Source organism: Gordonia namibiensis NBRC 108229, assembly GCF_000298235.1.
GTDB lineage: Bacteria > Actinomycetota > Actinomycetes > Mycobacteriales > Mycobacteriaceae > Gordonia > Gordonia namibiensis.
In genome coordinates this window covers 20,384-44,787 of the sequence record NZ_BAHE01000027.1, presented here as the reverse complement: position 1 = coordinate 44,787, position 24,404 = coordinate 20,384, and the positions used below count along the sequence as shown (strand labels likewise).

Below are 24,404 nucleotides of genomic sequence, written 5' to 3'. Positions count from 1 at the left end.
CTCAGCCGAGCACCCCGTCGAGATAGACCCACCGCCCGTCGTACCGGGTGAAACGGCTGCGTTCGTGGAGTGACCCTCGCTCGGAACCGGACTTGTAGTACGCGGTGAAGGTGACCTCCCCCTCGGTGTCGAACGGCGATCCACCGTCCGTCGACTCGACGTCCAAGCGGTACCAGCGCATCGCGTCGTCGAGTTCGAGGTCGTCCGGGCGGGTGTCGGGGTGCCAGCTGACCAACAGGTGGTTGCGGTCACCGAGGGCGAAAGCGGTGAAGCGCGAGCGCATCAGCGCCTCTGCGGTCGGCGCGGCGCGCTCACCGGCGAGGACGGGTCCGCAGCATTCGCCGAAGGCGAATCCGGACAGGCACGGGCACCTCGCGCCGGGATCTCGGTTTGCCGATTCGGTGTTCATTCCCCGCATCTTAGGGGTAGACAGAAACGAGATCACCCAAGAGGCGGTCCGGTTGCCCATGAGGTGACCGGGCCGACCCCAACGGAGGGAGAATCCTTGTCCGACAATGTTTATCGGGTCATCGAAGTGGTCGGTTCGGCCGCGACCGGCACCGACGACGCGATCCGGAACGCCATCGCCCGTGCATCGCAGACGGTCAACCATCTGGACTGGTTCGAGGTGACCGAGACCCGTGGTCACATCGAGGACGGACAGATCGCGCACTTCCAGGTCACCCTGAAAGTCGGCTTCAAGATCGAAGGCTCCTGACTCCGGAGCCCAGACGTACTAGCCCCTGGTGGCGGCGGTGAGGAATGCGCCGATCTCGCGCGCGACTGCCTGCGGTTCGTCGAGCATGGACAGCACCGCCGCGCCGGGGATCTCGGCATAGCGGCCCCGCGGCGCGAGTTCGGCGAGACGTGGTCCGTGCGCCGGTGGCATCACCCGGTTGTCGGGCGACCACAGCACGAGCACCTCTCCGCCGAACCCCCGCAATGCCTCGGTTTTCCGAACCAGCTCGGCGGGATCGAACGACGTCGTCGCGTACTTGGTGACGTCGCGCCGGATACGCGGGTCACGCAGGACCGGGTCCGTCCACCGGCGAATTCGTTCGTCGTCGACGGGCTTGTCGACCATCCATCCCCACAGCACCGGCAATCGCCGAAGCCACCCGACCCGCAGCTGGCGTGCCGCCAGGGTGATGCCCCCGGGCAGGCGCACCGCCAGGGTGGCCATCTTGCCGGGCAACCCGGGCGGGAAGTTCTCGAAGGCCTCGCACGGGAGAACCACCATCCTCGCGACACGCTCGTCCCGCCCGAGCGAGGTGAGGAACAGCGAACCGCCCCAGTCGGAATGAACGAGGGTCACGTCGCGCAGGTCGAGGGCGTCGAGGATGTCCGCGACCAGCCCGACCATCCCGTCCATCGAAAGGACCGCGTCCTCGTTGAGGGGGATACGGTGCGACCCGAGGGGAAGGATCGGGCGGATGTAGCGAAACCCGTTCGGCAGCAACGGGATCACGTCGTCCCACACCGCGTGGTCCATGAGTAGGCCGTGCAGGAACACGACCGGCGGCCCCTCCCCGTCCTCCGCGTACTCGACCGTGCCGGCCGGCGTTTCGATTCGCTGGAGAACACCCGGCGCGGCGCTCGTCTTCCGGTTGAGCTCGGACATGGTGCACGCTCCTCACCTCGGACGGACGAGGCCGACCCGGCCTCTAGAATGATCATTCTAGAATCATTGTTCTAGAATGACCAGGGTGAAGACCGATGAGCGCATCGTGGTGGCGATGACCGAGCTCCTGCGCCGGCAGGGGTACGCCGCGACCGGGATCAAACAGGTCGTCGAGACGTCCGGTGCCCCCATCGGTTCGATCTATCACCACTTCAAAGGCGGCAAGCGGGACATCGCGGCCGCCGCACTCCGACAGTCCGGAACGGCCTACGGCGAGTTGGTCGGCATGCTCCTGGCTCCCTACGACGACCCCGCCGACGGGATCGAGGCGGCGTTCGTCGCCGCCGCGGAGACCATCGAACAGGGCGGGTGGCTGAACATGTGTCCCGTCGGGACCGTCGCCGGCGAGATCGCCGACGCCGAACCCGACCTCCGAGAGATCGCCGCCGAGGTCATGTCGTCGTGGATCGACACCGGCGCGGCCCTGTTCACGGCGCGCGGACTCCCCGAGGCGGACGCCCGCTCACTGATGACCGCGGCGGTGTCGGCGCTCGAGGGAGCGTTCATCGTCGCCCGCACCCAGCGCTCCACCGACGCCATCCTCGCCGCGGGACGGGCGATGGGCTGCTACGCGCGCGCGCTCGCCACACCGGCTCGGGCGGAACCGATCTCAGAGGCGGGCGAGGTACGTCGGTAGGGCGTCCTCGACGACGAGGGACTGCAACGCGAAGCGGAGCTGCGCCGAGACGTACCGGTCGAGGTCGTATCCGGGCGCGAAATGCCAGTGCTTGAGCGCCCATCCGTGCGCCAGCATCATCAGGTCGAAGACCACGAGGTCGGCGTCGACATCGAGGATGAGCCCGGCCTCGATGCCGGCGGTGACCGCGGCCCGCATCGGCGCGGAGGTCTCGACCTCGAGTTCCTTGATCCGCTCACGTCCCGCGGCGTCGAGCGTGCGGCTCTCCCGGTAGGTCAGCACGACGGCGTCGCGGTTCTCGTCGACGATGGTCGCGTATTGCCGGAATCCCGCGATCAACTGTTCGACGGGGTCGTCGCCGGCACGGTCCATGGCGGGCTGGAGCTGATCCCGGAAGGCCTCGAGGATGTCGACGATCGCGGCGAGCAGGATCTCTTCCTTGCCGCCGAAGTACTTGTAGAACAGTCCGACACTGACCTGCGCCTCCTCGGCGAGCGCCTGCATCGACATCTGGTGGAAGCCGGTGCGCTCCATGACCTTCACCGCGGCGTCGAGCAGCTGACGGCGGCGCGTGGACACACGCACCGCGCGCACCGCCTCCTCGACGGCCAGGTCGGCCGACGACCTCGCCGTGGCAGGTTTCGCCATCGCAGTACTTCCTTCTGATCCGCTCGTGAGCGCCGAGTCGATCCACGGGCTGCACCCGGGAAGTTGAATCAGCGTTCACTCACTGTACAAGCCCTAGAGACCGAGGTCCTTGGCGACGATCGTCTTCATGATCTCGGTGGTACCGCCGTAGATGGTCTGGATGCGGGCGTCGACGAACGCGCGCGACACCGGGTACTCCCGCATGTAGCCGTAGCCGCCGTGCAGTTGCAGGCACCGGTCGGCGGTGCGTACCTGCAGCTCGGTGGCCCACCACTTGAGTTTCGCGGCCCGTGCCGGCGTCAGCTCGCCGGCCACGTGTTCGGCTATGCAGTCGTCGAGGAAGGTACGGGCGATGTCGAGTTCGGTCGCGAGCTCGGCGGCGACGAACTGGGTGTTCTGGAACGACGAGATCGGCGACCCGAAGGCGGTGCGCTCCCGCACGTACTCCAGAGTGCGTTCGAACGTACCCTCGGCGGCCGCGACGGCACCGACGGCCAGCGACAGCCGTTCCTGCGGGAGGTTGCGGACGAGCTGGTAGAAACCCTCGCCCTCCTCACCCAGCCGGTTGGCCACGGGCACGCGCATGTCCTCGAAGGACAGTTCGCTGGTGTCCTGCGCGTGCAGCCCGATCTTGTCGAGTTTGCGACCCCGCACAAATCCGGGAGTGTCCGCCTCGACGACGAAAAGCGTAAGCCCCTTGTGTTTTTCGGGGCCGGTCCGGGTCGCGACCACGAAGAGGTCGCCGTTGCGACCGTTGGAGATGAAGGTCTTCGCACCGTTGACGACGTAGTGGTCACCGTCGCGGACCGCGGAGGTACGGATGCCGGCGAGATCGCTGCCCGCCCCGGGTTCGGTCATCGCGATGCCCAGCACGGTGTCACCGCCGACCACACCCGGCAACCAGCGCGCCTTCTGCTCGTCGGTGGTCAGCTCCGTGAGATACGGCAGGACGACGTCGTTCTGCAGGGAGAAGGCGATGGCCTCGGCGGCGGCGCCGGTGCGTGCCACCTCGTCGATGAGGATGGCGTTGTACCGGAAGTCGTCGACGCCGGGACCGCCGAACTGTTCGGGTACGGGAAAGCCGAGAAGGCCGTTCTTGCCTGCTTCGACGAACAGTCCGCGGTCCCACTGTCCGGCGCTCTCCCAGTCGGCGTGCGCGGGGGTGATCTGTTCGGCGACATAACGTCTGACCGTCTCACGGAAGTGTTTGTGTTCGAGGTCGTGGATGAGTGAAGACATCGATTCTCCGGTTCGGATGTGTCAGCCGTGGACGCGGTCGGTGGCCGGCGCGGCGAACACGCCGTCGGCCATCTCTCGTGCCGCGGATTCGGTGGCCTTGTAGTGCAGCTTCTTCCCGGTCGCCGACACCGGCAGCGAGTCGACGATGCGATAGGCGCGCGGACGTTTGAAGCTCGACAACATCGGGTGCGTGCGGCAGTACGCGTCGAGGTCCTCCGGAGTGGGGGCATCCCCGTCGGCGGGCACGATGTAGGCGACGACGAGGCTTCCCCACTGTTCGTCGGGCACACCCACCACGAGCGAATCCGCCACTCCGGGATGACCGTTCAGCGCCTCCTCGACCTGGACCGGGTGGACGTTCTCACCGCCGGACAGGAGCATGTCGTCCTTGCGTCCGACGATGGTGACGAACTCGCCCGCATCCCAGGTGGCCAAATCGCCGATGTACAGCCAGCTGCCGTTGTACTTCGCCTTCTCCTGCTGCGGGGAGTCGTAGTAGGCGGCTGCGCATTTGGGTGACCGGATGATGACCTCGCCGACTTCTTCACCGTCGCGGGCGACGACCTCGTCCGGGCTCGCCAGGTGGCCGTCGTCGTGGACGCGAACCACGCGGACGTCGTCGTCGATGCAGGCCCGCCCGGCGGTTCCGGCGTGGTCGGGCAGGTCGTCGGGACGCAGGAAGGTGTTCCAGAAACCCTCGGTGCTGCCGTAGCCGTTGAAGATCCGCGGGGTGAGCACCTCTTGGTAGCGCAGTGCGGCCTCGCGTTCGAGCGGTGCGCCCATCGTGACGATGCCGCGCAAACTGGAGAGGTCACGCGGGTTCGCCGACTGTGCGGTGGCGAGCATCGCCAGGTTGGTCGGCGCACCGATGAGGAACGTCAGGCGGTACTTCTCCACCCAGTCGAGGGTGAGCTCCGGGTCGAAGGTGCGCATCGGAACGACCGAGGAGCCCAGGTAGAACGACGGATTGGGCCCGGCACAGTAAAGGCCGCCACGGTGGAACCACGGGGTCATGTTCAGCGTCCGGTCGTCCGGTGACAGCGGGAAGTGCATGATCACGTCGTGCGCCGAGAAGATCTCGATGGCCGAGTTCATCGGCACCGCTTTGGGCATACCCGTGGTCCCCGAGGTGTACAACCGGGTCGTCTCGTCGAAGACACCGCGCGTGACCGTCGGCGTCGCACGACCGGCGACGGGTAGGTCGTCGAAGCGGATGGAGCCGGGGACGAGTTCCCCCTCACCGACCCCGACCAGCAATTCCGGTGTGTGCTCGGCGAGCGCGATCGCCTCACCGACCATGGCGCCGAGACCGGCGTCGTAGACGTAGACCTTCGGTCGACTGATGTCGAGGATGACGGCCGTCTCGCCGGCCGCGAGCCGGAAGTTCACCGGTGACCCGACCGCTCCGGCCGCCTGCGTCGCCAGGTAGAGCTGTGCGAACTCCGGGCCGTTCAGCAGCTGATAACCCACCACGTCGCCGTCGGTCACCCCGCGGTCGGCGAGACCGGCCGCGAGTTCGTCGACCGCAGAACCGAGTTCGGCGTACGTCCACTTCCGGTCGGTGAGCGGGTCGATCATCGCGATCTCGCCGGCGTATCGGCCGACGTTGCGACGGAATCCGTTCAGGTAGGTGAACTCGTGCTCGAAGAAACTGCGGTACGCGTGTGCGTCGTAGACGTAACTCGTGTCGGGGGTCATGTCGATTCCCTCAGTTGTCATCTCGGTCCTCCGGTGCTGGGCCGGTCAGCCGGCCATGGTGAGACCGCCGCTGACGCTGACCACCTGGCCGGTGATGAACGACGCCGCGGAGGAGGCGAAGAACAGGACGGGTGCGGCGACCTCGTCGGGTCGTGCGAGCCGGCGGAACGGGATCGCCTTCACCAGAGCTTCTTTCAGCTTCTCCGGCTGGGCCTGGAACAGCGGGGTGTCGGTGGGCCCGGGGCAGACCGCGTTGACGGTGATCTGGTACCGGGCCATCTCCCGCGCGAGCGACTTCGAGAGGGCGATGACGCCGCCCTTGGCTCCGGCGTAGATGGTCTCGCCCGCCGATCCGACACGACCGGCGTCGGAGGCGAGGTTGATGACACGGCCGCCCTGCCAGCCGTCGGTCTTCGACGCCTCCACCATGCCGGGCAGGAATGCGCTGGCCATGTGCACGGGACCGAGGTAGTTGATGGCCACCACCTTCTCGGCGAATTCGGTGGTGGCGTTGAGGAACTGGTCCGTGCGGTCCCACCCGGCGGCGTTGATGAGGATGTCGGGGACGCCGACCTCGGCGTTCACGGCGTCCCGGAGTTCGTCGACCTTCGTCCGGTCGGCGACGTCGACGGCCATCGGGACGATGGAACCGGCCTCCTCTGCGGTGCGCTTGGCGGCCTCGAGGTCGAGGTCTGCGGCGACCACCGTGGTGCCCTGCGCCGCGAAGCCGAGCGCGATGGCCTTGCCGATGCCGGACCCGGCGCCGGTCACGACGGCGATGTGCTTGTCACTCATGAGGTTTCCTCTGTCCTGTCGCGGGGACGGTGATCAGGCACCGACGTACTGGTTGAACTGCGGCGCGCGCTTCTCCGCGAAGGCATTGGCTCCCTCGAGCCCTTCCGGGGAATGGGTGAAGAGGTCGAGCGCGCTCATCGCGAGATTCGACAGCCCGGCCTGGTGGTCGGTGTCGGCATTGAAGCTCTGCTTGAGGAAACGCAGCGTGGTGGGCGACTTCTCGGCGATCTCGGCGGCGATCTTCTTCGCCTCGTCGAGCAGGTCCGCAGCCGGGACGACCCAGTTGACCAGGCCCCACCGTTCGGCGGTCTCGGCGTCGTACTGCCGGCACAGGTACCAGATCTCCCGGGCCCGCTTCTCCCCCACCACACGAGCGAGGAAGGCCGAGCCGAACCCCGCGTCGAAGGAGCCGACCTTGGGTCCGGACTGACCGAAGCGTGCGGTGTCGGCGGCGATGGTGAGGTCGCACAGGACATGCAACACGTGACCACCGCCGATGGCGAGTCCGTTGACCGCGGCGATGACCGGCTTGGGGATGTCACGGATCGTCTTGTGCAGGTTGCCGATCTCGAACATGCCGCTCTCGCTGGGACCGTAATCACCGGTCTCCGCACGCTGTTTCACGTCGCCACCGGTGCAGAACGCCTTCTCGCCGGCCCCGGTCAGGATCACCGCCTGCACGCCGTTGTCGGCCCAGGCGCGTCGGAAGGCGTTGATCATCTCCTCGACCGTCTTGGCACGGAAGGCGTTGTACCGGTGCGGCCGGTTCATCGTGATGATCGCGGTGGGACCTTCGACCGTGTAGTCGATGTCTTCGTAATCCATCCTGTTCACTCCTTGCGGTGGGGAATCGCCCGAGGCACGTCCGTGCGGGCATCTGCGGTGATCAGCGGTGATTTTTCGAGAGGTACGAGTCTCTTGATGAACTCATGTGTTGGTATGAGTGAACGTACATTCATCGGTTCGGATGTGTCAAGGGTCACTCCCGTGCCGGTGTTCCCGCTGGTCCATTTCCTTCCCGCGGACCGGATTCCTTCCCGCGTGTCAGGCCTGACCCGCGGGAGGGAATCAGTCCGGCGGGAGGGAAACCCGCACGCGGGAGGGCGTCGGGGCCGGCCTCGCGTTCCCGCGCATCCGTTTCCAATCCGCTGATTGAGCTCAAGCAGCGCGAGGGAATCAGTCCGGCGGGAGGGAAACCCGCACGCGGGAGGTCACTCGAAGAGCCACTGTTCGTCATGCACAGCGGGCCGGGCGAACCTAGACTTCGGGGACCATGCGATTCACCCAGACCATCTCCGGGACGACCTACGAGTTCGACGGCCTCGTCGAACTGATGGCAAAGGCCACGCCGCGGCGCTCCGGCGACGAGCTGGCCGGTTGCGCCGCCACCTCGGATGCCGAACGTGCTGCTGCGGCATGGCAATTGGCCGATGTCCCGCTGTCGGCGTTTCTCGACGACCTTCTCGTCCCGTACGAGTCGGACGAGGTGACCCGCCTCATCGTCGACACCCACGACCGCGCGGCTTTCGCGGAGATCTCGCATCTGACGGTCGGCGGGTTCCGCGACTGGCTGCTCGAGATCTCCACCCGCTCCGACGCGGCCGAACGCATCGCCCGCGTCTCCCCCGCCGTCACCCCCGAGATGGCCGCTGCGACATCGAAGATCATGCGCAACCAGGACCTGATCCTGGTTGCCTCGGCCATTCGGGTCACCTCGGCTTTCCGGACCACGATCGGCCTCCCCGGCCGCATCGCCACCCGACTTCAGCCCAACCACCCGACCGACGATCCACGCGGTATCGCCGCAGCCACCCTCGACGGCCTGCTGATGGGTTGCGGCGACGCCGTGATCGGGATCAACCCGGCCTCGGACTCACCACAGGCGACCGCCGACCTGCTGCACATGCTCGACGACATCCGGCAGCGGTTCGAGATCCCGATGCAGTCCTGCGTCCTCTCGCACGTCACCACCACCGTCGACCTGATCGCTCAGGGCGTCCCGGTGGACCTCGTGTTCCAGTCCATCGCCGGAACCGAGGGAGCCAACACGGGATTCGGGGTGAACCTGTCGATCTTGCAGGAGGCCAACGAGGCCGGCCGATCGCTGCGGCGGGGCACGGTCGGCGACAACGTCATGTATCTAGAGACCGGTCAGGGGTCCGCGTTGTCGGCGGGCGCCCACCTCGGCACCGGCGGCAAACCCGTCGACCAGCAGACCCTCGAGACGAGGGCGTACGCGGTGGCACGCGCCCTGGACCCGTTGCTGATCAACACCGTCGTCGGGTTCATCGGCCCCGAATACCTCTACGACGGCAAGCAGATCATCCGCGCCGGACTGGAAGATCACTTCTGCGGCAAGCTTCTCGGCCTCCCGATGGGCGTCGACGTCTGCTACACCAACCATGCCGAGGCCGACCAGGACGACATGGACACCCTGCTCACGCTCCTCGGCGTCGCGGGCGCGGCCTTCGTCATCGCGGTACCCGGCGCCGACGACGTCATGCTCGGCTACCAGAGCCTGGCCTTCCACGACGCGCTGTACGTCCGGCAGGCACTCCGGTTGCGTCCCGCACCGGAGTTCGAGGCATGGCTCGCCCGTCTCGGCATGTCCGACGCCGACGGCCGAATCCTGCCGGTCGACCCGGCCGCCTCCCCGCTACTGCCCCTGGCGGCCGGTCGATGAGCACGCCCGACGAGTCTCGACAGTCCCCGGCCCCCGACGGCGGTGACGACGTCTGGGCCGCGATGCGGCGGACCACCCAGGCGCGCATCGGTCTGGGACGCGCCGGCAGCTCGTTGCCGTCGCGTCGCGTACTGGAGTTCCAGGCAGCGCACGCGGCAGCGCGGGATGCGGTCCACGAACCCCTCGACGCCGAGGCCTTCGCCGAGACGCTCTCCGGTCTCGACCTCGGCGATCCGGTCGTCGTGACGAGCCGGGCCTCCGACCGTGGCGAGTATCTGCGCCGACCGGATCTGGGCCGCATGCCCGAGGATCTGTCCGCCCTCTCCGAAACCGGCGCGGAGATCGGCATCGTCATCGCCGACGGGCTGTCGCCACGCGCGGTCGTCGACCATGCCCACGGCCTGGTGGCCGCCCTCCTCGACGCCTTCGAGGGTCGCTACACCATCGCCCCGCCGGTCATCGCCACCCAGGCGCGCGTGGCGCTCGGCGACCACATCGGCGAGGCACTCGGCGTCACGACCCTCATCGTGATCATCGGTGAGCGACCGGGACTCTCGGTCGCCGACAGCCTCGGCATCTACCTGACCCACCTGCCCCGACCCGGCCGCACCGACGCCGATCGCAACTGCATCTCCAACATCCACCCGCCTGACGGACTGCATTACGAGGTCGCCGCACGGGTCACCGCAGCGCTGGTCGACGGCGCCCGCAAACTCGGCCGGTCGGGCGTGGCGCTCAAGGACACCTCGCGCCAGGCCGCCGTCGAGAACGTCGACGCCGCAGACGAACGCACCGTCGACCCGTCCTGACCGGACACCAGACCCGAGGTGTCACGTCCCGAGGATCTTGGCCTTCTGCGCGGCGAACTCGGCCTCGGTGAGGATGCCCTGCTGGTACAGCGCACCGAGCTCCTTCAGGGCGGCGATCGTGTCCATGCCGCTCGACTGCGCCGGTGGTTGGGGCGGCTGGGGCGGAGGAGGTGATTCCGGGTAGGGCGTCGGCGCGTACTGCGGGTCGGGATACCGCTGAGCAGTCGGGTCCTGCTGGGTGACGGTCCCCTGCTGTGCCCACCGACTGGCCTGGCGTCGGGACACCCGGTTGCTCACCGCCGTGGCGGTTCCGGAGATCACGGCCGTGCGGGCGACCCCGCGGATCAGACCTGGCATGACATCTGTCCCTTCATTCCTCGATTGCGTCGAGCGTCTCGAGCAGCGCGTCGACCGGTATCCGGCCCGACGCGACCACTCGCCCGCCGTTGTTGCGCAGGGCGGTGGCGAACGGAGCCGCCCACAGGTTCTCCCACACGAGAATCGCCGCGCTGGAGCCGGGTTCCAGCGCGGCGGCGGCCTCGCCGATGTCGGTGTCGTCGAGGATCGACGTCGCCGCCCCGTCGAAGATCGCGAATTCGGCGCTCAGCTCCCCGATCTCGAGTTCGGCGATGGAGCCGTCGTCCGCCTTGGTCAGGAAGACGATGTCGATGAGTCGCACGATCCCGCGGTCGATCAGGTCCATCAGGTAGGGCAGCGCCTCACCCGTCGGCTGGGTTCCCGCCCACTCGACGACCACGTAGTCGACCGGGCCGAGTTCGCGATCCGCCGACTCGTCTCCGTTGGTCATGACCGCAGATCCACGACGGACCCGCTCGGCTCGGACTCGTACAGCGCGCCGATCTCGGCTGCATACTTGGTCGCGATCGGGTTGCGGCGCAGCTTCATCGTCGGGGTCAACTCGTCGCCGCCCGGGTCCCACGCGGCCGGGACGATGGTGAAGCGTTTCACCTGTTCGACCCGGGACAGCTTCCCGTTGCCGGCCCGGATCGCCGCGGAGACCTCCTCGACGATCTCGGGATGAGCCGACAGTTCGACGAGATCGGCGCCGGGCATGTCCAGTTTGTTCGCCCGCATCGCAACCGCCTCCGGGTCGAGGACCACCAGCGCCGACACATACGGCTTCGCGTCGCCGATGGCCACGACCTGACTGATCAACGACGATGCCGCCTTCATCGCGTTCTCGATGTTGGTGGGCGACATGTTCTTTCCGGACTCGTTGATGATGAGTTCCTTCTTGCGGTCGACGATCGTGACGTTGCCGTCGTCGTCGATCGTCGCGATGTCGCCGGTCGACAGCCAACCCTCGGCGTCGATCGTCTCGGCCGTCTTCTCCGGTTGTTTGCGATAACCACGCATGACCACCGGACCGCGGACGAGCAACTCCCCGTCGGCGGCGAGCTTGACCTCCATGCCACGCACCGGGGAACCCACGGTGCCGACCCGCAGATTGTCCGGGGTGGTCATCGTCGAGACGCCGGTGGTCTCCGACATGCCCCACACCTCGAGCACGGGAATCCCCAGGCCCAGGAAGAACTTCAGCACTTCCGGCGGGATGGCGGCCGCTCCCGAGCCGGCGAACGACACCTCGTCGAGCCCAAGGGCGGCGCGCACCTTGTGCAAGACCAGCTTGTCGGCCAGTCCGTGCTGGACCCCACCGAGGAGGCCTGTCCCCTTGCCGTCGATGCGCGCCTGCGCGTTGGCCGCGCCGACCCCGAAAGCCCAACCGGCAAGTGCCTTTTTGACCGGACTCGACTCCTCGGCGAGTTTGGCCTCGATGCCGGCGCGGATCTTCTGCCACACGCGCGGTACCCCGAAGAAGAACGTCGGGTGCACATCGGGCAGCGCTGCGGCGATCTCACGCGGATCGGGCACGGTGGTGATCTGGATGCCGCGCATCATGTTCGCCGCATGCGACGACACGCGATCGGCGATGTGCGCGGCCGGGAGGTAGGAGATGGCGCGATCGTCGAACCCGACCTCGAGCTTCTCGGCCAGCGCGGCCATCTCCGCGACGATGTTCCGATGGGTGATCTCGACACCCTTGGGCGGGCCGGTGGTGCCCGACGTGTAGATCAGTGTCGCGAGGTCCTCGGGTTCCACCGCTTGCCAGGACGCGGCGAAGTCGAAATCCGCAGGAGGAGGCGTGTGTTCGAGCTCGTCGAGTGAGATGGTGCCGTCGGCCATGCCGTCGACGACCACGATGCGTTCGACGCCGGTGTTCGCGGCGGTGATCACCGGCAGGAAGACCTGCTCGGTGATCACGACCTTGTTCTCGGCGTTGCCGAACAGGTACTCGATCTGGTCGGGAGCGCTGGTGTTGTAGATCGAGAACGGGACCGCACCGAGGTGGAGCGCCGCGGTGTCGACGAGATGGAACTCCGGCCGGTTGGTGAGCATGATGCCGACGGTGTCCCCGCGCCCCACGCCGAGGGCGGCGAGACCGCCGGCGATCGCCTCCACGCGGGTGGCGTACTGCGACCAGGTGATCTTCTGGATGCCGCCGACGGTACGGATCGCCACGGCGTCCGGACGGACGGTGACGGTCTGTTGGAACGCGGCCGGGAGAGTCGACACGTCGACTCCGGTTTCATGGGGAAAGGTGATCAGGTCTGCTGTGGTCATCTGGGCCCCTACTCGCCGGTGCGATGGTTGTGGTGCGCATCACACTAGCGAGTAGGTGCGGGAGCCAGGATCAGATCACGCAAACACGCCCATGATCGACAACCTGCAGGTCAAGACCGTTTGTCAAGCGAAGGACTCGAGTCGATCGGCGACAGCGTCCAGGCCCCGTCGCCGGTCAGTTCGAGCACTTCGGTGTGGTGCTGATCGGTGGTGCTGCGGTGGCTGACCGACACCAGGATCGTGTCCGGGAGTTCGGTGCGAACAAGTCGGTAGAGCGCGTACTCGAGGCCTTCGTCGACCGCCGAGGTCGCCTCGTCCATGAACACCGCCTGCGGCTTCGTCAGCAGGATGCGGGCGAAGGCCACGCGCTGCTGCTCACCCGGTGACAGGACCTTGGCCCAGTCCTCCTCGTCGTACAGGCGTCCGACCAGATGCGGCAGGAAGACCTTCTCCAGAGCCTGTTTGATGCCCTCGTCGCCGACGTCGTCGGGCAGCGCCGGGTAGGCGACGGCCGTGCGGAGGTCACCGAGCGGGATGTAGGGCATCTGGGACAGGAACAGGGTGTGCGCGTCCGGCGGTCGGGAGAACTCGCCGTCGATGAACGGCCACAGGCCGGCGAGCCCCCGGAGCAGAGTGGTCTTGCCAGAACCGGACCGGCCCTTGACGACGAGTGCGTCGCCCGGGTCGAGGGAGACGTTGAGCGCGCGGATCAATTCGTCGCCGGTCGGGGTCGTGACGGTGATGTCGGCGAGACGAACCGCCCGGTCCCGATCGACCGTGGTGATCTCGGGCATGGCACGCGACTTGACGTCGGCATCGGCGAGTCCGTCGAGACGGATGATCGAGGCGCGCAGACCGGTGAAGTCGTCGTACGCGGTCCGGAAGAACGACAGCGCGTCGTGCATCTCGCCGAAGGCCGACGCCGTCTGCTGCATGTCGCCGAGTTTGATCTGACCGTCGAAGAACCGAGGGATCTGAACCAGGTACGGGAACACCACCGCGAGCTGGCTGACACTGAAGTTCCAGCCGACGAAGGCCATCTGGACGTGGATGATCTGCCAGTAGTTCTTGATCACCGCAGCGAAACGCGACATCAGGCCGTTGTGCTCGACGCGCTCGCCGCGGTAGAACGCGATGTTCTCGGCCCCGTCGCGGACCCGGACGAGGGCGTAGCGGAAGTTCGCGGTGAGACGTTCCTGCCAGAAGTTGAGTCGGATGAGCGGGCGGCCGATGGCGAAGGCCACGACGCTTGTCACGAGCACGTACACCAGGACCAGCCACATCATCATCCGGGGGATCTCGACGCCGAGGAGCGTCACCGGCCCGGACAGGTCCCACAGGATCTTCGAGAACGACACGATCGAGGCGACCGCGGTCAGCACGCCGTTGGTCGACGAGCCACCGCCACCCCAGAGCAGCGACGATCCGACCGAGGCGACATTGGTGATGTCGGCCTGGATGCGCTGGTCGGGGTTGTCCACGCCGGGATGGATGTCGGTCGGCTTCTGCGACGGCTCCGACGTTCGGCGGAACCACTTCCGGCGCATGAGACCCGCGCTGAGGTCGACGAAACGGTTGCGGTAGAAGGCGCGCCCGTTCATCCAGTCCGCCGCCGCGCCGCCGGTCATCCAGCGGCGGAGGTTGATCTCGAAGGCGGCGCCGACGTAGATCTCGATCATCGTGCGCACGACGTGGATCGTCGCGAGGATGCCGAAGACCGCCATCGAATGCCAGAAGGCGTCCTTGCCCATCTGGAGCATCTCGGCCCCTTGCGGGCCGCCGGCCCCCAGCCCCTCGGCCGCGGTCTGGAGCCCGGTGAACAGGTCGTTGCTGAAGTAGGAGAAGAGCACGGTGATCCGTACACCAAGCAGGGCGAGCACCGTGAGCAGGGCGGCCAGCCCCCAGGCCTTGAGCCGCGTACCCGGTTCGGTGAAGAACCCACCGATCACGCGCCACAGGGGTCGGCCCCATCGGCTGAAGCGGGCGAGCAGGAAACCGATGACGAGCATCGCGACCGCGGCGATCCCGAATGCGATGGCCAGCCACTTCAGGCTGGCCCAGACCTCGTTGCCCCAGTCGATGCTGTACTCCACGCACGCTCCCTACGCCTCGGATGTCGCAACCGGGAACCCGGACGACATCATGGTCCGACTGAATACAAAATGTCGAAAGCTGAATCGACACAACGGGTCCGGGCCCTACATTGATCGGGCGAAGTTTAACCCGGGGTTCACCGCCTGTCCGGACAACCGCCACCCATGTCGCGGCGCGAGATCGTCGGAAATCCGCTGGAACTCAGCCGAGGGGTCGAAGGACCGCGCCCTCCTGGAGAGCGCTGGTCGAGACCGGCTGGGAGAAGCGCTCTCCGACGCGGACGAGGTAGCCGGCGTCGGTGTACTCCACCCCGTCCACCTCGAACGTCAGTTGGCAGCCCGTGTCGCTGCGGAGGAACCCGGTCAGCGCGCTCTTCGCCACCTCGCCGCCCGCGGCGTCGTAGATGAACACCGGTGCCCCGCGGGCGATCTGTCCGCCGCCGGGTTGTGCGGCGACCTCCGTTGCACAGTCGGCGACGACACCGCCCTTCGCGGTGAAGGTCGGGGTGCGGAGCACGCCCAGCAGCAGGGCGCCGATCGCGACGGCGGCGAAGAGCACCATCGCGATCGTCGTACCCACGATGACCGGCACCCGGGTCTTGCGCTGCCAGGTGCGGCGCGGCAGCGGAGGGCCCGGGTCGAGCCACATCTCCTGGCCGGTGGTCATTTCGGGTGCATCACTTCTTCGGCGGGAAGTACTTGATCAGTGCCTCTTGGACCACCGAGGTCGCGAGCGTGCCGTCGCGCGTCCAGAACCGCCCCGATCCCATGCCGCGGGAGCCGGTCGCCACCGGTGAACGCGTCGCGTACAGCAGCCAGTCGTCGAAGCGGAACTCGCGGTGGAACCACATCGAGTGGTTGACGGTCGCCGCGAACAGCCGGTCGATCCCCCACGACAATCCGTGCGTCGTGATGATCGAGTCGAGCACGGTGGTGTCCGAGGCGTAACACATTGCGGCGACGTGCATCACGGGATCGTCGGGCATCACGCCGTCGGCCTTCATCCACACCCGGTTGTCGGTGAGCTTGCGGCCCGCCTCCTTCGCCTTCCAGCTCGGGTCGTTGGCGAAGCGGATGTCGACGGGGTGAAGCGCGTTGACGAAGGTCGCGATGCGGTCCTCGTAACCCTTGAAATGCTCACCGAGAGGAGGCAACTCCTCCGGGTAGGGCACCTGCGGGATCTCGACGGCGTGCTCGAGCCCGGCGGTGTTGTCCTGGAATGCCACCAGCATCGTGAAGATCTCTTCGCCGTCCTGCTTGGCGGTGACCTGCCGATTGGCGAAGGACTTGCCGTCGCGGAACCGATCGACGTGGTACTCCATCGGCTTGGTGACGTCGCCACCGCGGATGAAGTGTGCGTGCAGAGCGTGGATCGGCGGATTGCCGCGGGTGAGGCTGCGCGAAGCGGCCACCACACCCTGCCCGAGGAGCTGCCCGCCGAAAGTTCGAGCGGTGACCTGCTCCGGGTGGTGCCCGATGAACACGTCCTCGTCGCGACGTTCGACGTCGAGCAGTGCCAGCAGCTTGCCGAGATCCCCGGTCTGTTCCACGGTCATGGCCTTCACCCTAGTGACAGACCGGGGACCTTTGTGTCAGTGGTCCTGCTCGCCGATCCGGTGCACGTGGATCATGTTGGTCGAGCCGACGGTGCCGGGCGGGGCGCCGGCCACGATGACCACCACGTCGCCCTCGGACAGGCGGCCGATGCGCAGCAGTTGATGATCGACCTGATCGATCATGTGATCGGTGGTGTCGACGTGGTCGACGATGAAGGTCTCCGTGCCCCAGCTCAGGGCGAGCTGGCTCCGCACCTCCTGCGTGGGGGTGAAGGCCAGCAACGGCAGGCGCGAGTGCAAACGGGCGAGGCGTCGGACGGTGTCTCCGGACTGGGTGAACGCCACGAGGGCCTTCACCTCGAGCCGCTCACCGATGTCACGGGCCGCGTAGGAGATGACGCCACGCTTGGTGCGGGGCACATGCGACAGCGGCGGGACATCACGCGGGCCGGTCTCGACGGCCCGGCAGATGCGGTCCATCGTGCGGACGGTCTCGAGCGGGAACTTGCCCACCGACGTCTCGCCGGACAGCATGACCGCGTCGGCGCCGTCGAGCACCGCGTTCGCGACGTCGGAGGCCTCGGCGCGGGTGGGGCGCGAGTTCTCGATCATCGAGTCGAGCATCTGGGTCGCGACGATCACCGGCTTGGCGTTCTCGCGGGCCATCTGGATGGCCCGCTTCTGCACCAGCGGCACCTCCTCCAGCGGCAGCTCGACACCCAGATCGCCGCGGGCGACCATGATCGCGTCGAACGCCAGGACGATGGCCTCGAGGTTCTCGATGGCCTCCGGCTTCTCCAGCTTCGCGATGACCGGCACCCGGCGACCCACGCGGTCCATGACCTCGTGGACGAGTTCGATGTCGGACGGGCTGCGCACGAACGACAGTGCGACGAGGTCGACGCCCAGACCGAGTGCGAATTCGAGGTCGGCGATGTCCTTCTCGGACAGCGCCGGCACCGAGACGCTCATACCCGGCAGCGACAGACCCTTGTTGTTGCTGACCGGACCGCCCTCGGTGACGGTGCAGACCACGTCGTTGCCGTCGATCGAGGCGACCGTCAGCCCGACCTTGCCGTCGTCGACGAGGAGTCGATCGCCGGGGCTCGCGTCCTCGGACAGGTTCTTGTACGTGGTGGAGACGCGGTCGTGGGTGCCCTCGACATCGTCGACGGTGATCCGCACCTCCTCGCCGGTCTCCCAGACGGTGGCGCCGTCGCAGCCGTCGAAACGGCCCAGCCGGATCTTGGGACCCTGCAGGTCGGCGAGGATGCCGACGGCCTTCTCCGCAGCATCGGAGGCCTTGCGGACACGCGCGTAGACGGCAGCATGGTCCTCATGCTTGCCGTGGCTGAAGTTCATCCGGGCCACATCCATACCGCTGGCGACGAGTTCTTTGAGTTTTTCGTCGCTGGAAGTGGCCGGACCCATGGTGCAGACAATCTTGGTTCGCCGAGTCACAACCTCACCTTAGTCCCGTCGGGAACGCATCTCCACGCGCCGCCGGAGTCGTCACCCCGGGGTCACGTGGTGTTGTCGCTGGTGACAGCCCGCTACTTTCCGGTACGGATTTCGCGTCACACGGGGAGCCCGCGCGTGTTCCCCGTCCTCGCCGGCCGGCGATCCCGACGGCGCCGGTCAGCGCACCGACAGCGGCAGTGCTGCCGGACGAACCGGTGACGGCAGGTCGGATTCACCGACGAGGAACTCGTCGACGGCCCGGGCCGCCGATCTGCCCTCGGCGATCGCCCACACCACCAGCGACGCACCACGGTGGGCGTCACCACACACGAAAACGCCGGGAGCGTCGGTCTGCCAATCACTTCCGCACGAGATGGCCCCTCGCTTGTTGGGTTCGATCTCCAAACCCGACAACAGCTCGCCCCGTTCCACACCGGCGAAGCCGATCGCGAAAAGCGCCAGCTCACAGGGAATTTCGAACTCCTCGCCGATGGGTTTGATCTCGCGTCGGCCGTCGGCGTCGCGCTGTACCTCGACCTCGGCGAGCACCATCGTGGTGACGTTGCCCTCGTCGTCTCCGACGAAACGCTGCACCGCGACCTGATGCATGCGCTCGCCGCCCTCGGCATGGGCGCTCGAGGTCCGCATGACCAGCGGCCAGGTCGGCCACGGGGACCGTTCGTCGTCGCGTTCACCGGGCAGTTCCGGGTTGTAGTCGAGCTGCACCACCGACGCAGCACCCTGCCGATGGGCGGTGCCCAGGCAGTCCGCGCCGGTGTCGCCGCCGCCGATGATCACGACGTGCTTTCCGGCCGCGGTGATCGGCGACGGGCCGTCACCCTCGCATTCGCGGTTGGCGGGTACGAGGTGTTCCATCGCCAGGTGGACGCCGTTGAGCTCACGGCCGGGCACCGGGTTGTCGCGGGCCTCCATCGCGCCGATGGCCAGGACGACGGCATCGTGTCGGACCTTGAGGTCCTCCACCGACAATTCGGTTCCGACGTCGCAGTTGGTGACGAATTCCGTTCCCTCGGCACGCATCTGCGCGATGCGTCGGTCGATGTCGGACTTCTGCAGCTTGTACTCCGGGATGCCGTAACGCAGCAACCCGCCGAGCCGGTCGTCCCGCTCGTAGACGGTCACGTCGTGGCCCGCACGCGTGAGCTGTTGCGCCGCAGCGAGTCCCGCCGGACCGGAACCGACCACACCCACCGACTTCCCGGTCTTGGACTCCGGCGGCTCGGGGCCGATGACGCCTTCGGCCCACGACTCGTAGGCGATGGTCTTCTCGATGCGCTTGATGGTGACGCTGCCACCGGTCGCGCGCTCGGAGATCGACAGGACACAGGCGGCCTCACACGGCGCCGGGCACACCATTCCGGTGAACTCGGGGAAGTTGTTGGTCGCGTGCAGGCGGCTGCTCGCCGCATCCCACCGGCCGCGGCGGACCAGGTCGTTCCATTCCGGGATCAGGTTGCCCAGCGGACAACCCGCGGTTCCGGAGTGACAGAACGGGATACCGCAGTCCATACACCGGCGCGCCTGGGTGCTGACCTCCGCGAGCACCTTCGTCGGGTCGTCGGCGTGCACGTAGACGTCGTCCCAGTCCTGGACGCGCTCGGCGACCGGACGGTACTTCGCTTCTTTCTTCGGGACCTCCAGGAACCCGCGTGGATCAGCCACGTGCCGCCTCCATGATCGCTGAATCGACGTCGCGCCCCTCGGCCTCGGCCATCCGGGCCGCGTCCAGGACACGCTTGTAATCGGTCGGCATGACCTTCGTGAACGCCAGGCAGCGCCGGGGCCAGTCCGCGAGGATCGACGCACCGATCGCCGAACCGGTCAGTTCGGTGTGCTTGGTGATGGTCGCCTTGAGCCAGGCCAGGTCGTCGGAGTCGGGGCGCATGAGTTTGACCATCGCCATGTTGACCTTGTCGGGGTCGAGGTCGTGCACGAAGGCGATGCCACCTGACATCCCGGCCGCGAGGTTGCGTCCGGTGGGCCCGAGGACCACCACACGCCCGCCGGTCATGTATTCGCAGGCATGGTCGCCCACGCCCTCGACGACCGCGGTCGCGCCCGAGTTGCGAACCGAGAATCGCTCGCCGACGCGGCCGCGCAGGAACACCTCGCCCGATGTCGCGCCGTAGAGGATGGTGTTGCCGGCGATGACCTGGTCCTCGGCGACGAACCACGAGTCGGGATGCGGGGCGACGACGATCTTGCCGCCGCACAGCCCCTTGCCGACATAGTCGTTCGTGTCGCCGCTGAGCTTGATCGTCACGCCCGGCGGCAGGAACGCGCCGAGCGACTGCCCCGCCGAACCCTCGAGTTTCACCACGATCGTGTCCTCGGCCAGGCCCTCGGCGCCGTAGCGACGGGTGACCTCGGCGCCGAGCAGCGTGCCGACGGTCCGGTTGACGTTGCGCACCGGCAGTTCGAGCGTCACCGGGTGGGCGTCCTCGAGGGCCCCTTCGGCGAGCTGGATGAGCGTCTGGTCGAGCGCGCGGTCCAGGGCGTGATACTGCTCCCGCACCCGCCGGGCCGGCCCCTTGCCCTCGACCTTCCGGAAGATCGGCGACAGATCGAGACCCTTCGACTTCCAGTGCGCGACAGCGGAATCGGTGTGCAGGCGTTGCGACTGCCCGATCGCCTCGTCGAGCGTGCGGTAACCCAGCTGCGCCAGATACTTCCGGACATCCTCGGCGATGAACCGGAAGAAGTTCACCAGATGGTCCACCTGGCCGGTGAAACGTGAACGCAGCTGCGGGTTCTGGGTTGCCACACCGACCGGGCAGGTGTCGAGGTGACACACGCGCATCATGATGCAACCCGCCACGATGAGCGGCGCGGTCGAGAAGCCGTACTCCTCGGCGCCGAGCAGTGCGGCCATGATGACGTCGCGGCCGGTGCGCAGCGCACCGTCGCACTGCACGGTGATTCGGTCGCGCAGACCGTTGAGCATGAGCGTCTGCTGAGCGTCGGCGAGGCCGATCTCCCACGGCGTACCAGCATGCTTCAGCGAGGTCAGCGGCGAGGCGCCGGTGCCGCCGTCATGCCCGGAGATGAGCACGACGTCGGCATGGGCCTTGGAGACGCCGGTCGCGACCGTGCCCACGCCGACCGCACTGACCAGCTTCACGTGGATGCGGGCCTGCGAGTTGGCGTTCTTCAGATCGTGGATCAGCTGCGCGAGGTCCTCGATCGAGTAGATGTCGTGGTGCGGCGGCGGCGAGATCAGCGCGACACCGGGCGTCGAGTGCCGGGTCTTGGCGATCCACGGGTACACCTTGTACGCCGGAAGCTGGCCGCCCTCACCGGGTTTCGCGCCCTGCGCCATCTTGATCTGGATGTCGGTGGCGTTGATCAGGTAGTCGCTGGTGACACCGAACCGACCGGAAGCGACCTGCTTGACCGCGCTGCGTCGTTCCGGGTCGTAGAGGCGGTCGACGTCCTCGCCGCCCTCCCCCGAGTTCGACCGGCCGCCGATCTTGTTCATCGCCATCGCGATCGTCTCGTGCGCCTCGGCGGAGATAGAGCCGTAACTCATGGCGCCGGTGTTGAAGCGCTTCATGATCTCCTCGACCGGTTCCACCTCCTCGATCGGGACCGGTTCGCGCGCATCGAGATCGAACTCGAAAAGGCCGCGGAGCGTGCCGCCCTTGCGCGACAGACGATCGACCTCGTCGGAGTACTTCTGGAAGATCTCGGCCCGCCCGGTCTTGGTGGCGTGCTGCAGCAGGAACACGGTCTCCGGGGTGAACAGGTGCAGCTCGCCTTCCCGGCGGTACTGGTACTCGCCGCCCGAGTCGAGACGCCGGTATACCTGCTCGGTCGGGTTCTCCGGGAACGCCCGATGATGCCGGATGCGTACTTCTTCGGCGAGTTCGTCGAGACCGACGCCCTCGATGCGCGACACCGTGCGGGTGAAATATTCGCGCACGACCTCCGACGAGAGGCCGACGGCCTCGAAAGCCTGTGCGGCGGTATACGAGCCGATGGTCGAGATCCCCATCTTGCTCATCACCTTCAGCACCCCCTTGCCGAGCGCCTCGAGGTAGTTGCGGATGGCCTTCGACGGGGTGACGCCGATCAGCTCACCCTCCGCGATGAGGTCCTCGATCGTCTCCAGTGCCAGATACGGATTGACCGCGGCCGCACCGAAACCGATGAGCGTGGCGATGTGGTGGACCTCGCGGGCGTCGCCGGATTCGACGACCAGCGCGACCCGGGTGCGCTCCTTGGTGCGCACCAGGTGATGGTGGACGGCGGAGATGGCGAGCAACGACGGGATCGGTGCGTGATCCTTGTCGGTCAGACGATCGGAGATGACGAGGGTGGTGTGGCCCTCGGCGATCGCCTGGCTCGCCCGCCGGCGCAGGTCCTCGAGGGCGAGCCGAAGTCCTTCTCCCCCTTCGTTCACCTCATACAACGCGCGCAACACCTTGGCCGACAGGCCGGGGTGATCACCGTCGTCGTTGATGTGGACCAGCTTGGCGAGGTCGGCGTTGTCGAGGACCGGCCAGTGGAGCATGATCTGGCGGCACGACGCCGCGGTGGGGTCGAGCAGGTTCTGCTCCGGACCCATCACACGCCCCATCGAGGTCACGATCTCCTCGCGGATCGCGTCCAGCGGCGGGTTGGTGACCTGGGCGAACAACTCCACGAAGTAGTCGTAGAGCAACCGGGAACGCCGCGACAGCACGGCGATCGGGGTGTCGGTACCCATCGAGCCGAGCGGCTCGTATCCCGACGCCGCCATCGGCGTCAGCAACACCCGCAGATCCTCTTCGGTGTACCCGAACGAGAGCTGGCGTCGGACCACGGTGTCGTGGTTGGGCTGGAAGACCGGGCGCTCGGGCAGCGTGGCGATGTCGAGGAGGCCCGCGTGCAGCCACTCGTCGTACGCCTCGGCGTTCATCAGCTCGCCCTTGATCTCCTCGTCGGGGATGATCCGGCCCTGGGCGGTGTCGACGAGGAACATGCGGCCCGGTTCGAGCCGGCCCTTGCTGATGACGTCGTCGACCGGGACGTCGAGGACACCCGCCTCGGAAGCGAGGATGATGCGGCCGTCGCGGGTCTGCCACCAGCGGCCGGGACGCAGGCCGTTGCGGTCGAGGACCGCGCCGACGACGGTGCCGTCGGTGAAGGTGACGCACGCCGGGCCGTCCCACGCTTCCATCAACGACGCGTTGAACTGCAGGAAGGCGCGGCGCTTCGGGTCCATGTCGGGGACGTTCTCCCACGCCTCGGGGACCATCATCATCACCGCGTGCGGCACGCTCCGACCGCCGAGATGCAGCAACTCGAGCACCTCGTCGAGCGACGCCGAATCCGACGCCTCGGGCGTGCAGATCGGGAAGGCGCGCGCGAGGTCGCCGGGGATGAGGTCGGTCTCGAGCAGTGCCTCGCGGGCGCGCATGCGGTTGCGGTTGCCGCGCACCGTGTTGATCTCACCGTTGTGGGCGACGAATCGGAACGGATGCGCGAGCGGCCACGACGGGAAGGTGTTGGTCGAGAAGCGCGAGTGGACGATCGCGATGGCGCTCTGGCACCGGTCGTCGCGCAGATCCGCGTAGTACAGCGGCAGCTGCATCGTGGTGAGCATGCCCTTGTAGACCATGGTGCGGCTCGACAGCGACGGGAAGTAGACGCCGGTGCCCGCCTCTTCGATCTCCGGGGTGACGCGCTCGGCCTGCTTGCGGAATGGGTAGATGAAGCGGTCGAGGGTGACGCCGCCGATGCGCTCGGCGCCGGGCTCGGGGTCGACGGTGACGAACAGCTGCATCATGTAAGGCATACAGGCGACGGCGGTGCCGCCGATGTCGGCGTGCTCGTGGTCGACCGGGACGTCGCGCCAGCCGAGGATCGTGATGCCCTCGTCGGCGGCGAGGGCTTCCACCCGCGCGATCGCCTGCCTGCGCAGTTCCTCGTCCATCGGCAGGAAGCAGGTACCGGCGGCGTAGGTGTGGGAACCGTCGGCGGTCGGCTCGGGGAGCTCGAAGTCGACGGTGGCACGCAGCAATTCGTCGGGCAGCTGGATCAGGATGCCTGCGCCGTCACCGCTGTTGGTCTCGGCACCGGCAGCCCCGCGGTGCTCGAGGTTCTCCAGCGCCAGCAGGCCGTCTGCGACGATCGAATGCGATCTGCGACCGTGGATGTCGGTCACCATCGCGACGCCACACGAGTCGACCTCGGCCTCCGGGTCGTACAGGCCCTGCTTGGCCGGGAGCGCAGAAAAGAGCATCACTACCTCCACTCGATCCGGAACGGATCGCTGCTGAGTGTCCACTGGGACAGCACTGGCCCGAGGAGTATTGCGCGGCGAGCGAGTGACCGTGCCGAGATCGGTACCGGGCTGAGTCGAAACCGTCGCGACCCGAGGGTCGAGGCGGTCGGTACCGGGCGGTCGGAGATCGCGCGTCGTGAAATTCGATCGTATCCGAACACCATGGCGGGTG

General features: G+C 67.3%; 20 protein-coding genes. 4 read left to right on the top strand and 16 right to left on the bottom strand.

The window, feature by feature from the left end; all coding sequences use genetic code 11:
- Nucleotide 1 precedes the first annotated feature (1 nt).
- Nucleotides 2-409: a YchJ family protein gene (locus GONAM_RS15275; RefSeq protein WP_040536662.1), complete on the bottom strand. Its 408-nt coding sequence runs from the start codon at nucleotides 407-409 to the stop codon at nucleotides 2-4.
- A gap of 96 nt (nucleotides 410-505) precedes the next feature.
- Here GONAM_RS15275 and GONAM_RS15270 point away from each other — a divergent pair, with 96 nt between their 5' ends.
- Nucleotides 506-718 carry a dodecin gene (locus GONAM_RS15270; RefSeq protein ID WP_006867659.1) on the top strand — a complete coding sequence of 71 codons (213 nt, stop codon included), beginning with the start codon at nucleotides 506-508 and terminating at the stop codon, nucleotides 716-718.
- A gap of 18 nt (nucleotides 719-736) precedes the next feature.
- Here the strand turns inward: GONAM_RS15270 and GONAM_RS15265 are convergent, their stop codons facing one another.
- Nucleotides 737-1,621 (bottom strand): alpha/beta fold hydrolase, encoded by an 885-nt coding sequence (locus GONAM_RS15265; RefSeq protein WP_006867658.1) that lies wholly within the window; start codon nucleotides 1,619-1,621, stop codon nucleotides 737-739.
- 76 nt (nucleotides 1,622-1,697) lie between these two features.
- On the opposite strand from GONAM_RS15265, the gene GONAM_RS15260 reads away from it, so the two are divergent.
- The gene (locus tag GONAM_RS15260) at nucleotides 1,698-2,318 is read left to right on the top strand and encodes a TetR/AcrR family transcriptional regulator (protein ID WP_006867657.1); all 621 of its coding nucleotides are present in this window, start codon (nucleotides 1,698-1,700) and stop codon (nucleotides 2,316-2,318) included.
- Here GONAM_RS15260 and GONAM_RS15255 read toward each other — a convergent pair.
- The 5 genes from GONAM_RS15255 to GONAM_RS15235 form a co-directional block, all read right to left on the bottom strand.
- Entirely contained in the window at nucleotides 2,292-2,966 is a 675-nt protein-coding gene (locus tag GONAM_RS15255) for a TetR/AcrR family transcriptional regulator (RefSeq protein ID WP_006867656.1), read from the bottom strand. The genes GONAM_RS15260 and GONAM_RS15255 overlap by 27 nt on opposite strands.
- 93 nt (nucleotides 2,967-3,059) lie before the next feature.
- Nucleotides 3,060-4,205, bottom strand: a complete 1,146-nt coding sequence (locus GONAM_RS15250; RefSeq protein ID WP_006867655.1) for an acyl-CoA dehydrogenase family protein — start codon at nucleotides 4,203-4,205, stop codon at nucleotides 3,060-3,062.
- A gap of 21 nt (nucleotides 4,206-4,226) precedes the next feature.
- Nucleotides 4,227-5,924: a class I adenylate-forming enzyme family protein gene (locus tag GONAM_RS15245; RefSeq protein WP_006867654.1), complete on the bottom strand. Its 1,698-nt coding sequence runs from the start codon at nucleotides 5,922-5,924 to the stop codon at nucleotides 4,227-4,229.
- A gap of 24 nt (nucleotides 5,925-5,948) precedes the next feature.
- Entirely contained in the window at nucleotides 5,949-6,698 is a 750-nt protein-coding gene (locus tag GONAM_RS15240; protein WP_006867653.1) for an SDR family NAD(P)-dependent oxidoreductase, read from the bottom strand.
- Nucleotides 6,699-6,731: 33 nt separating this feature from the next.
- Nucleotides 6,732-7,523: an enoyl-CoA hydratase-related protein gene (locus GONAM_RS15235; RefSeq protein WP_006867652.1), complete on the bottom strand. Its 792-nt coding sequence runs from the start codon at nucleotides 7,521-7,523 to the stop codon at nucleotides 6,732-6,734.
- A gap of 448 nt (nucleotides 7,524-7,971) precedes the next feature.
- Between GONAM_RS15235 and GONAM_RS15230 the strand changes: the two genes are divergently transcribed.
- Nucleotides 7,972-9,381 carry an ethanolamine ammonia-lyase subunit EutB gene (locus GONAM_RS15230; RefSeq protein WP_006867651.1) on the top strand — a complete coding sequence of 470 codons (1,410 nt, stop codon included), beginning with the start codon at nucleotides 7,972-7,974 and terminating at the stop codon, nucleotides 9,379-9,381.
- Nucleotides 9,378-10,190 (top strand): ethanolamine ammonia-lyase subunit EutC, encoded by an 813-nt coding sequence (eutC, locus tag GONAM_RS15225; RefSeq protein WP_006867650.1) that lies wholly within the window; start codon nucleotides 9,378-9,380, stop codon nucleotides 10,188-10,190. The genes GONAM_RS15230 and eutC overlap by 4 nt, the downstream gene beginning before the upstream one ends.
- A gap of 21 nt (nucleotides 10,191-10,211) precedes the next feature.
- Here the strand turns inward: eutC and GONAM_RS15220 are convergent, their stop codons facing one another.
- From GONAM_RS15220 to gltB, 9 genes are all read right to left on the bottom strand, one after another.
- Nucleotides 10,212-10,547, bottom strand: a complete 336-nt coding sequence (locus GONAM_RS15220; protein ID WP_006867649.1) for an SHOCT domain-containing protein — start codon at nucleotides 10,545-10,547, stop codon at nucleotides 10,212-10,214.
- 13 nt (nucleotides 10,548-10,560) lie between these two features.
- Entirely contained in the window at nucleotides 10,561-10,998 is a 438-nt protein-coding gene (locus GONAM_RS15215) for a DUF6325 family protein (protein WP_006867648.1), read from the bottom strand.
- The gene (locus GONAM_RS15210; protein ID WP_006867647.1) at nucleotides 10,995-12,833 is read right to left on the bottom strand and encodes an AMP-dependent synthetase/ligase; all 1,839 of its coding nucleotides are present in this window, start codon (nucleotides 12,831-12,833) and stop codon (nucleotides 10,995-10,997) included. Before GONAM_RS15210 ends, GONAM_RS15215 begins: the two co-directional genes overlap by 4 nt.
- A gap of 110 nt (nucleotides 12,834-12,943) precedes the next feature.
- The gene (locus tag GONAM_RS15205) at nucleotides 12,944-14,926 is read right to left on the bottom strand and encodes an ABC transporter ATP-binding protein/permease (RefSeq protein ID WP_006867646.1); all 1,983 of its coding nucleotides are present in this window, start codon (nucleotides 14,924-14,926) and stop codon (nucleotides 12,944-12,946) included.
- 202 nt (nucleotides 14,927-15,128) lie between these two features.
- Nucleotides 15,129-15,593, bottom strand: coding sequence for a hypothetical protein (locus GONAM_RS15200; protein ID WP_006867645.1), 465 nt, complete (start codon nucleotides 15,591-15,593; stop codon nucleotides 15,129-15,131).
- A 10-nt stretch (nucleotides 15,594-15,603) separates the two neighbouring features.
- On the bottom strand, nucleotides 15,604-16,482 hold the full coding sequence (locus tag GONAM_RS15195; RefSeq protein ID WP_005196163.1) for an acyl-CoA thioesterase: 879 nt from the start codon (nucleotides 16,480-16,482) through the stop codon (nucleotides 15,604-15,606).
- A 36-nt stretch (nucleotides 16,483-16,518) separates the two neighbouring features.
- Entirely contained in the window at nucleotides 16,519-17,943 is a 1,425-nt protein-coding gene (gene pyk, locus GONAM_RS15190; RefSeq protein ID WP_040536658.1) for a pyruvate kinase, read from the bottom strand.
- Nucleotides 17,944-18,120: 177 nt separating this feature from the next.
- The gene (locus GONAM_RS15185; protein ID WP_006867643.1) at nucleotides 18,121-19,626 is read right to left on the bottom strand and encodes a glutamate synthase subunit beta; all 1,506 of its coding nucleotides are present in this window, start codon (nucleotides 19,624-19,626) and stop codon (nucleotides 18,121-18,123) included.
- Nucleotides 19,619-24,190, bottom strand: a complete 4,572-nt coding sequence (gltB, locus tag GONAM_RS15180) for a glutamate synthase large subunit (RefSeq protein WP_006867642.1) — start codon at nucleotides 24,188-24,190, stop codon at nucleotides 19,619-19,621. Before gltB ends, GONAM_RS15185 begins: the two co-directional genes overlap by 8 nt.
- Nucleotides 24,191-24,404 lie beyond the last annotated feature (214 nt).

Bases quoted from the DNA above. Each gene is read 5' to 3' on its own strand.
- GONAM_RS15250 (WP_006867655.1), bottom strand. From the start codon at position 4,205: ATGTCTTCACTCATCCACGACCTCGAACACAAACACTTCCGTGAGACG.
- eutC (WP_006867650.1), top strand. From the start codon at position 9,378: ATGAGCACGCCCGACGAGTCTCGACAGTCCCCGGCCCCCGACGGCGGT.
- GONAM_RS15260 (WP_006867657.1), top strand. From the start codon at position 1,698: ATGACCAGGGTGAAGACCGATGAGCGCATCGTGGTGGCGATGACCGAG.
- GONAM_RS15230 (WP_006867651.1), top strand. From the start codon at position 7,972: ATGCGATTCACCCAGACCATCTCCGGGACGACCTACGAGTTCGACGGC.
- GONAM_RS15195 (WP_005196163.1), bottom strand. From the start codon at position 16,482: ATGACCGTGGAACAGACCGGGGATCTCGGCAAGCTGCTGGCACTGCTC.
- GONAM_RS15265 (WP_006867658.1), bottom strand. From the start codon at position 1,621: ATGTCCGAGCTCAACCGGAAGACGAGCGCCGCGCCGGGTGTTCTCCAG.
- GONAM_RS15245 (WP_006867654.1), bottom strand. From the start codon at position 5,924: ATGACAACTGAGGGAATCGACATGACCCCCGACACGAGTTACGTCTAC.
- GONAM_RS15220 (WP_006867649.1), bottom strand. From the start codon at position 10,547: ATGCCAGGTCTGATCCGCGGGGTCGCCCGCACGGCCGTGATCTCCGGA.
- GONAM_RS15210 (WP_006867647.1), bottom strand. From the start codon at position 12,833: ATGACCACAGCAGACCTGATCACCTTTCCCCATGAAACCGGAGTCGAC.
- GONAM_RS15275 (WP_040536662.1), bottom strand. From the start codon at position 409: ATGAACACCGAATCGGCAAACCGAGATCCCGGCGCGAGGTGCCCGTGC.
- GONAM_RS15240 (WP_006867653.1), bottom strand. From the start codon at position 6,698: ATGAGTGACAAGCACATCGCCGTCGTGACCGGCGCCGGGTCCGGCATC.
- GONAM_RS15200 (WP_006867645.1), bottom strand. From the start codon at position 15,593: ATGACCACCGGCCAGGAGATGTGGCTCGACCCGGGCCCTCCGCTGCCG.
- GONAM_RS15215 (WP_006867648.1), bottom strand. From the start codon at position 10,998: ATGACCAACGGAGACGAGTCGGCGGATCGCGAACTCGGCCCGGTCGAC.
- GONAM_RS15235 (WP_006867652.1), bottom strand. From the start codon at position 7,523: ATGGATTACGAAGACATCGACTACACGGTCGAAGGTCCCACCGCGATC.
- GONAM_RS15255 (WP_006867656.1), bottom strand. From the start codon at position 2,966: ATGGCGAAACCTGCCACGGCGAGGTCGTCGGCCGACCTGGCCGTCGAG.
- gltB (WP_006867642.1), bottom strand. From the start codon at position 24,190: ATGCTCTTTTCTGCGCTCCCGGCCAAGCAGGGCCTGTACGACCCGGAG.